Source organism: Blautia sp. MSJ-19 (assembly GCF_018918125.1).
Taxonomy (GTDB): Bacteria; Bacillota; Clostridia; order Lachnospirales; family Lachnospiraceae; genus Blautia_A.
Genome location: NZ_JAHLQA010000042.1, coordinates 187,854 through 195,385 on the forward strand (window position 1 = coordinate 187,854; position 7,532 = coordinate 195,385).

The 7,532-nt window shown below is 44.0% G+C and carries 9 protein-coding genes; 8 read left to right on the forward strand and 1 reads right to left on the reverse strand.

Translation table 11 applies throughout. The features are described 5' to 3' along the window. The first annotated feature begins 1 nt into the window (after position 1). On the forward strand, positions 2 to 496 hold the full coding sequence (gene nrdG, locus KQI91_RS14665; RefSeq protein WP_216393498.1) for an anaerobic ribonucleoside-triphosphate reductase activating protein: 495 nt from the start codon (positions 2 to 4) through the stop codon (positions 494 to 496). Between the two features lie 54 nt (positions 497 to 550). Then, entirely contained in the window at positions 551 to 1,069 is a 519-nt protein-coding gene (locus KQI91_RS14670; RefSeq protein WP_216393499.1) for a deoxyuridine 5'-triphosphate nucleotidohydrolase, read from the forward strand. Positions 1,070 to 1,195: 126 nt separating this feature from the next. Here KQI91_RS14670 and KQI91_RS14675 read toward each other — a convergent pair whose 3' ends face one another. Further along, positions 1,196 to 1,570 carry a DUF1292 domain-containing protein gene (locus tag KQI91_RS14675; RefSeq protein ID WP_216393500.1) on the reverse strand — a complete coding sequence of 125 codons (375 nt, stop codon included), beginning with the start codon at positions 1,568 to 1,570 and terminating at the stop codon, positions 1,196 to 1,198. A gap of 189 nt (positions 1,571 to 1,759) precedes the next feature. Here KQI91_RS14675 and KQI91_RS14680 point away from each other — a divergent pair, with 189 nt between their 5' ends. From KQI91_RS14680 to KQI91_RS14705, 6 genes are all read left to right on the forward strand, one after another. Further along, a complete protein-coding gene (locus KQI91_RS14680) occupies positions 1,760 to 2,518 on the forward strand; it encodes an exodeoxyribonuclease III (RefSeq protein ID WP_216393501.1) in 759 nt (252 codons plus the stop codon). A 46-nt stretch (positions 2,519 to 2,564) separates the two neighbouring features. Next, on the forward strand, positions 2,565 to 4,454 hold the full coding sequence (locus KQI91_RS14685; RefSeq protein WP_216393502.1) for a Type II secretory pathway, pullulanase PulA and related glycosidase: 1,890 nt from the start codon (positions 2,565 to 2,567) through the stop codon (positions 4,452 to 4,454). Next, positions 4,414 to 4,968 (forward strand): DUF5662 family protein, encoded by a 555-nt coding sequence (locus KQI91_RS14690; RefSeq protein WP_216393503.1) that lies wholly within the window; start codon positions 4,414 to 4,416, stop codon positions 4,966 to 4,968. The genes KQI91_RS14685 and KQI91_RS14690 overlap by 41 nt, the downstream gene beginning before the upstream one ends. A gap of 144 nt (positions 4,969 to 5,112) precedes the next feature. Continuing rightward, complete coding sequence (locus KQI91_RS14695; RefSeq protein WP_216393504.1) at positions 5,113 to 5,493, forward strand: GntR family transcriptional regulator; 381 nt, start codon at positions 5,113 to 5,115, stop codon at positions 5,491 to 5,493. Then, complete coding sequence (locus KQI91_RS14700) at positions 5,487 to 6,338, forward strand: ABC transporter ATP-binding protein (protein ID WP_216393505.1); 852 nt, start codon at positions 5,487 to 5,489, stop codon at positions 6,336 to 6,338. Before KQI91_RS14695 ends, KQI91_RS14700 begins: the two co-directional genes overlap by 7 nt. After that, positions 6,335 to 6,979, forward strand: coding sequence for an ABC-2 transporter permease (locus KQI91_RS14705; RefSeq protein ID WP_216393506.1), 645 nt, complete (start codon positions 6,335 to 6,337; stop codon positions 6,977 to 6,979). The genes KQI91_RS14700 and KQI91_RS14705 overlap by 4 nt, the downstream gene beginning before the upstream one ends. Positions 6,980 to 7,532: the final 553 nt, after the last annotated feature.

Here is a 7,532-nt window from a genome sequence, read left to right on the forward strand (position 1 = left end):
TATGAGATATCATAATATAACCAAGGATGATATGCTGAATGGTGATGGACTCCGGGTGGTTTTGTGGGTTGCCGGCTGTAATCATTGTTGCCGGGAATGCCAGAATCCAATTACCTGGGATCCGAATGGCGGACTTCCGTTTACGGAAGCAGAAGAGGCAGAGATCTTTGCAGAACTGGATAAGGATTATATCAGTGGGATCACCTTCTCAGGAGGAGATCCTCTGCATCCGTCCAATATTTCTGCAGTCACGGCATTTGCCAAAAAGATTCGTGAAAAATATCCAAATAAGACGATCTGGCTTTATACAGGTTCTTCCTGGGAAGAAATCTGCAATGAAAAAGTTGTTCAGTATCTGGATGTCTGTGTTGATGGTGAATTCCAGAAGGATAAGGCGGATACGGCTCTTCGATGGAAGGGATCTTCCAATCAGCGTGTGATCGATGTTCCCGCGACACTTCGTGAGGGAAAGATTGTCCTGCACTGTAACAATTAGACAGTGTACAGGGGAAATGACCGTAATGCCTGAAAGAGGCATACAGGAGGAAACATGAGACGAATTGCAAAATTTCATAAAGTAAGTGTACAGCAGTTTACAAAGGACTGGAAAGATACCTTCCCGGCAGCTGCGGAAGAAGAGATTCAGGCCATTTATGAACAGCTTCGTCTGCCGGTCAGAGCGACGGCAGGAAGTGCGGGATATGATTTCTTTGCACCGGTGGATATTACACTGGAGCCGGGTATGACAGCCAAGATTCCGACAGGAGTCCGTGTGGAAATGGAGCAGGACTGGGTATTGAAATGCTATCCGCGAAGCGGGCTGGGATTCAAATTCCGTCTGCAGCTGAATAATACGGTAGGCATCATTGACAGTGATTATTTCTATTCTGATAACGAAGGACATATCTTTGCAAAGATCACCAACGACAGCAATGAAAATAAAACGGTCAGCATTCAGGCAGGAACCGGTTTTATGCAGGGGATTTTTGTAGAATACGGAATTACGGTAGATGATGAGGCTACAGGTGTCCGCAATGGTGGGTTTGGAAGCACCACAGAAAAGAAATAAGCAGGAACGATTGTTTTTTGATATAACAGAAAAATAAAATGGAGACTTTAACCGAAATGGTTGAGGTCTCCATTTTGTATAGCACATTTATTTTACAGAATTGTGTACTTCTGTAAACCGGGATCGTTATTCCAGAGGCGCACCGGCTGCCTCTGCTTTACGAGCATTGTCAAGAACAATGTCAAAAGCTTTTGCTGCTTTGGCATATTCTTCATCGTCTTCGATATTGGCAAGAACCGGATCGCCTTTTTCTGTGCGGGAGAATTTATACAGATACACTTCTCCGTTCTGATTCTGTCCATTTTCATCCAGTGGAAGCAATGCAATGTATTCCTGTTTATCAACTGGGAATACTGTCAGAATCGCACATTCGATCTCTGTGTCATCATCCAGAGTCAGGGTGATGGTGTTGTGGCTCTCAGGGGAATCGTTTCCGCAGTCCAGTCCGCAGGAAGCACAGTCACTTGGCGCACAGCCTCCGTTTTTGAATTCGTCACTCATTTGATAGTCCTCACTTTGTTTTCTTTATTTGTTTCTGTAAACAGTCACTGTTATTTCCTATTTTACCAGATAGAGACCTTTAATACAACGAAAAAGCCCGAAAATAAAAAAATGTGTTTAAACTGACTCGTGAATCATGTATAATAAAACTATCAGACATTTGATCGATTTGAAGGAGTAAATGAGACAATGAAATGTATTTCATGGAATGTAAATGGCATCAGAGCCTGTATTACAAAAGGGTTTGAAGATAGATTCAGAGAGCTGGATGCAGATATTTTCTGTCTGCAGGAGACAAAATGCCAGGAAGGGCAGGTGAAGCTGGAACTTCCAGGTTATTATCAGTATTGGAATTATGCGAACAGACGTGGATATTCCGGAACGGCCATATTTACAAAGAAAGAGCCGCTTAGTGTGGTAAACGGCATTGGAATTGAGGAACACGACAAAGAAGGCCGTGTAATTACCCTGGAGTTCGAAGACTTCTATTTTGTGACAGTGTACACTCCGAATTCGCAAAGTGAGTTGCGAAGGCTGGAGTATCGTATGGAATGGGAGAGAGATTTTCTGGCATATCTTTTGAGACTGCAGGAAGACAAGCCGGTGATCTGCTGCGGTGATCTCAATGTGGCACATCAGGAGATTGACCTCAAAAATCCAAAGACCAACCGCAAAAATGCAGGTTTTACAGATGAAGAGAGAGCCTGCTTTACAAAAGTACTGGAGAGTGGATTCATAGATACATTCCGTTATTTCTATCCGGAACAGGAAGGCATTTATTCCTGGTGGTCTTATCGTTTTAAGGCCCGTGAGAAGAATGCAGGCTGGAGAATTGACTATTTTATCGTATCCCCGTCGCTCAGGGAAAAACTTAAAGATGCAGCGATCCATACAGAGATTATGGGTTCGGATCACTGCCCGATCGAGCTGGATATTGATTTTGCATAAAAGGAAGGGACACTGTTCCGATACAAAGTGACAAGGAGAACCGGAAATGGAGAAAAAGAACAGAATATGTGCATATAAGGGAGATCCTGTGATGCCTGGAGCCAGCAGAAAAAATACGGGGATCAATTTTGCAGTGGAGATTCCATATGGCTTGTCGGCATCTCTGGTATTGTATCGCAAGGGTGCCGCATTACCTGAGATTGAACTTCCTTTTACAGAAGAATATCGCACCGGCAGGATGTGTGCGATGCTGGTATCTGGAATAAAAGCGGACAGGTATGAATATAATTTCCGCATTGACGGAAGAATCATGCAGGATCCGTTTGCCTGTGTGATCAGAGGAAGAGAGAAATTCGGGGCAGCTGTTTTGGAGGATGAACATGCAGTAAGATGCGCGTTCCTTTCAGAAAAGGATTATGACTGGCAGGAAGATACAGCACCGGAAATTCCATATAATGAAATGATTCTGTATAAAGTTCATGTGCGAGGTTATACAAAACAGGCAAAGATATCGCTTCGCAAAAGAGGCACTTTTGCCGGGCTGACGGAGATGATTCCGTATTGGAAAGAAATGGGAATCAATGCAATTGAACTGATGCCGGCATATGAATTTCAGGAACGGGCACTCAAGGAACCTGAGGGCGGCAGGGCGGTTCGCTCCAGGAGAGAAGACAGGGTCAATTACTGGGGCTATACACAGGGATTTTATTTTGCACCGAAGGCATCTTATTGTGTGACAAAAGAACCGGACAGAGAATTTCGTGATATGATAAAAGCGTTTCACAGAGCCGGAATCGAATGCATTATGGAAATGTATTTTCCGGAAGGAACGCCGTCTCTGCAGGTCGTGCGTTCACTGTGGCACTGGAAGCTTTTTTATCATGTAGATGGATTTCATCTCATGGGAGACGGCATGCATCAGGCGGTGATCGAGCGTGATCCGATCCTTTACGGAACAAAAAAGATGTTTTCTGCAATCTCTGGAAATGCAGATGCGGAAAATATGCTTGCAGAATACAATTCAGGTTTTATGCAGGATATGAGACGGTTCCTCAAGAGTGACGAAGGGATGATTTCCGGTGCAGAGTTTCATGTAAAAAGAAATACGGGATGTTTTGGCACGATCAATTATATGGCAAGTCAGGATGGCTTTACCTTGTATGACACGGTGGCTTACAATTACCGTCATAATGAAGCAAATGGTGAAGATAACCGGGACGGCAGTGAATTTAATTATTCCTGGAACTGTGGAATAGAAGGTCCGTCACGCAGACAGGCGATTCGCCGAATGCGTGAACAACAGATGCGAAATGCATTTCTGATGCTGCTGCTCAGTCAGGGAACACCGATGATCTATGGCGGAGATGAATTTGCCAATTCTCAGTCAGGTAACAATAATGCCTGGTGTCAGGACAATACAGTTGGATGGACAGACTGGAAGGGAGCAAAAAAACAGGAACGACTTTCTTCTTTTGTAAAAGAAGCGATTGCTTTTCGGAAAGCTCATCCGATTCTTCATATGCCACAGGAAATGCGTGGCGTGGATTATATGGCAAAGGGCTTTCCGGATATTTCCGTACATGGCGAGCGTGCATGGTTTCTCAATCATGACAATACCAGCCGCCTTCTTGGCGTGATGTACTGTGGGGCCTATGCAGAAAAAGCGGACGGAACAGAAGATGATTTTATTTATATAGGAATGAATTTTCACTGGGAGAAACGTAATATTGCATTACCGAATCTTCCGGAGGGAATGATCTGGAAAAAGGTTGCAGATACGTCCGAGATTGGAGAAAATCAGTGGTTCCGGGAACAAGCAGAAACATATACAAAATCAATTAAGATCAACCCACGAGCGATAGTGGTGCTGATCGCAGGGCAGGAGGAAGATAAGCATGCATCCGTGGCTGCACTTCAAGACAATAACAAGGCATAAATTACTGGTGATGAAATACTGTTTTCGGATTGGTCTGTACAAACAGGGACTGCTTCATGACCTTTCCAAATATTCTCCTACAGAATTTTTGGTAGGATGCAGATATTATCAGGGAACACGAAGCCCCAACAATGCAGAGAGAGAGGATATCGGTGTATCTACTTCCTGGCTGCACCACAAAGGGCGGAATAAACATCATTTCGAACATTGGGTAGATTATTCTCTTGATGGCGAACATGTGATCATGGGGGCGCAGATGCCGCGTAAATATGTGGCAGAGATGGTCATGGACCGGATCAGCGCATCCAGAAATTACCTTGGAGATGCTTATAATGACAGTCAGCCATTGGAGTATTTTCTCAAGAGTAAGGAGAAGCTCTGGTTTATTCATCCGCAGACGAAGAAAGAACTGGAAGCACTTCTTCGAATTCTGAATGATCATGGTGAGGAAAAATTGCTTCATTATATTAAGCACAGATATCTGAAAGAAGAAACAAGAAAGATCAAATATTGAGATTTTGAGGTCAGAAAGCCTTTTTTCTGTCGAAACAGATCAGAGTTCGATGGAAAGAGGGCTTTTTTTATTACAATAAACAGTATATAACAGTTGACAACAGTATTATACTGTTATATACTGTTTGCAGAAGGAGGGATGAAGTTGAATCTTATCATAAACCATACTTCCATGGAGCCGATCTACGAGCAGATTATGGCGCAGATCAAAGCAGAAGTGATCGAGGGGACGCTGACTGCAGGGGATGCACTTCCCTCGGTACGTGTACTGTCCAGAGAACTGAAGATCAGTGCTCTTACAGTAAAAAAAGCCTACGACAGTCTGGAAGCAGAGGGGCTGGTCGTGACTGTCCATGGGAAGGGGAGTTTTATCGCAAATACAAATCAGGAACTTTTGATGGAGGAGCGGCGCAAGGAACTGGAGAAAGAACTGGAAGTCGCCGTACGTAAGGCACGTGCCGGAGGACTGACGGCGAAGGAGATCCGTGAGTCGTTTGAAATCATAATGGAGGATGAGATATGTTAGTGCAGCTGGAGCATGTAAGAAAGAAATATGGCAGTTTTATACTGGAACTGAATATGCAGATTCCCAAGGACCGGATCATCGGTCTGATCGGGGCAAACGGAGCCGGTAAGAGTACGACATTCAAGCTGATGCTCGGGCTCATCCGACCGGATCAGGGAAGTGTGGAAGTACTTGGCAGAAATGCTGCGGACCTTGGTGCAGAAGAGAAACAGGAGATTGGAGCCGTATTCTCTGACAGTGGATTTTCCGAATATCTGAAAGTGCAGCAGCTTATTCCGGTCATGAGTCGTTTTTATCCGGATTTTCAGGAAAAAGAGTTTCGTGAAAGATGCGAAAGATTTCAGATTCCGCTGAATAAACAGATCAAAGAGTTTTCCACAGGAATGAAAGCAAAGCTGAATGTACTTCTTGCACTCAGCCATGGCAGCAGGTTGCTGCTTCTTGATGAGCCGACGGCTGGGCTGGATGTGGTCGCAAGAGAAGAAATCCTTGATCTTCTGCGGGAATATATGGAGATCCCGGGGCGTTCTATTGTGATCAGTTCACATATTTCCGGCGATCTGGAACATTTCTGTGATGATCTGTATATGATCCATGAAGGCAAGATCGTCCTTCATGAAGAGACAGACCGTATTCTCGAGGAATATGGATTCCTCAAAGTATCAGATCAGGAATACGAAGCCCTTGACAAAGAATATCTTCTGCGTGTGAGAAAAGAGTCCTTCGGCTACAGCTGTCTGACAGACCAGAAGAATTATTATCTGGAAAACCACCCGGGGATCGTAGTCGAAAAAGGAAGCGTAGATGAAGTGATTTCCATGCTGGTGAAAGGAGAGAGATTATGAGCGGTTTATTAATGAAAGACCTGGAATTACTCAAGGTAAATATAAAAACGTATTTCATTGTTTTGGCGGTTGGGATCATTTATCTGTTTGTCCAGACAGACGGAAGTATTTTTTTCATAAGCTATATGATCTTTGTAAGTCTCAGTGTCACTGTCGGAACGATTTCCTATGACGGCTATCATCATGGAATGAACTTCCTGATGACCCTGCCATTTACCAGAAAAGAATACGTGATATCCAAATATCTGACAGCAGCAAGCGTCACACTGGCAGCAGGTATTCTTTCCATGATTCCGGGACTTCTCAAGGCACAGTCTGTCCATACGCGGAAAGAATTCCTCATAAGCACAGGCGCTGTTATGATCTGCGCCGGCATCTTTCTGGCAATCCTGCTCCCGATGCGCCTGAAATACGAAATCGAAAAAAGCCGGATCCTCATGGTCGCACTGGTAGCAGTCATCTTCCTTCTGGCCGCCGGTGGAAAGAAAGCACTGGAACTCTGTAAAGGAAGTGCAGGCATCGATCTCCTGAATACATTTGCCGGATGGCAGATAGCGATTGCGATGATCGTGGTCATGGTGGTTTGTATGGCAGTGTCTGTGAAGGTCAGCGAGGGGATTATGGAGAGGAAGGAGTTTTGAGGATGAGGTAAGGCAGAAATTCAGCTGGAAACAAATTTTTGCGTGTTCATCCTGCAGGAAAGGCCCATGGCAGCTGCCAGGGGTCTTTTTTTCTGTCTATTTTGTATGCCGGTTATAAATTATCTGTCCAGACATTAATAAACAAGCGGCTATTCCATGAGATCCAGACATGCTTTGGGGCAGAATTGCGATATGAGACAGAAAAGCATCGATTAAACTACGAGATTGTTTTCCGATGCTAGAATGGACTTATTTATGGGGGTGTGAGCATCGGATTAAAAATGGCATATATTTCCGATGCCAAGGGCGTCCTTTTCTCTTGTGATATCGGCATCGGGTCGAAGGAAATCTTGGATTTTTGATGCTAATGGATATTTTTTTTGGTCAAGTCCTTTTTTGTGTGTAAATTCCCTTTAGGTATAAAAAGTATTACGCCGCAAGCATTTTTTGTTGTTCAATAGCAATCAAGCGTAACTGCTTTTTACAATGCGATAGTGCTGTTTTATCTTTTTTACTTATATTGAGTTTTTGTTCTAGTGAATACCGCTCATGC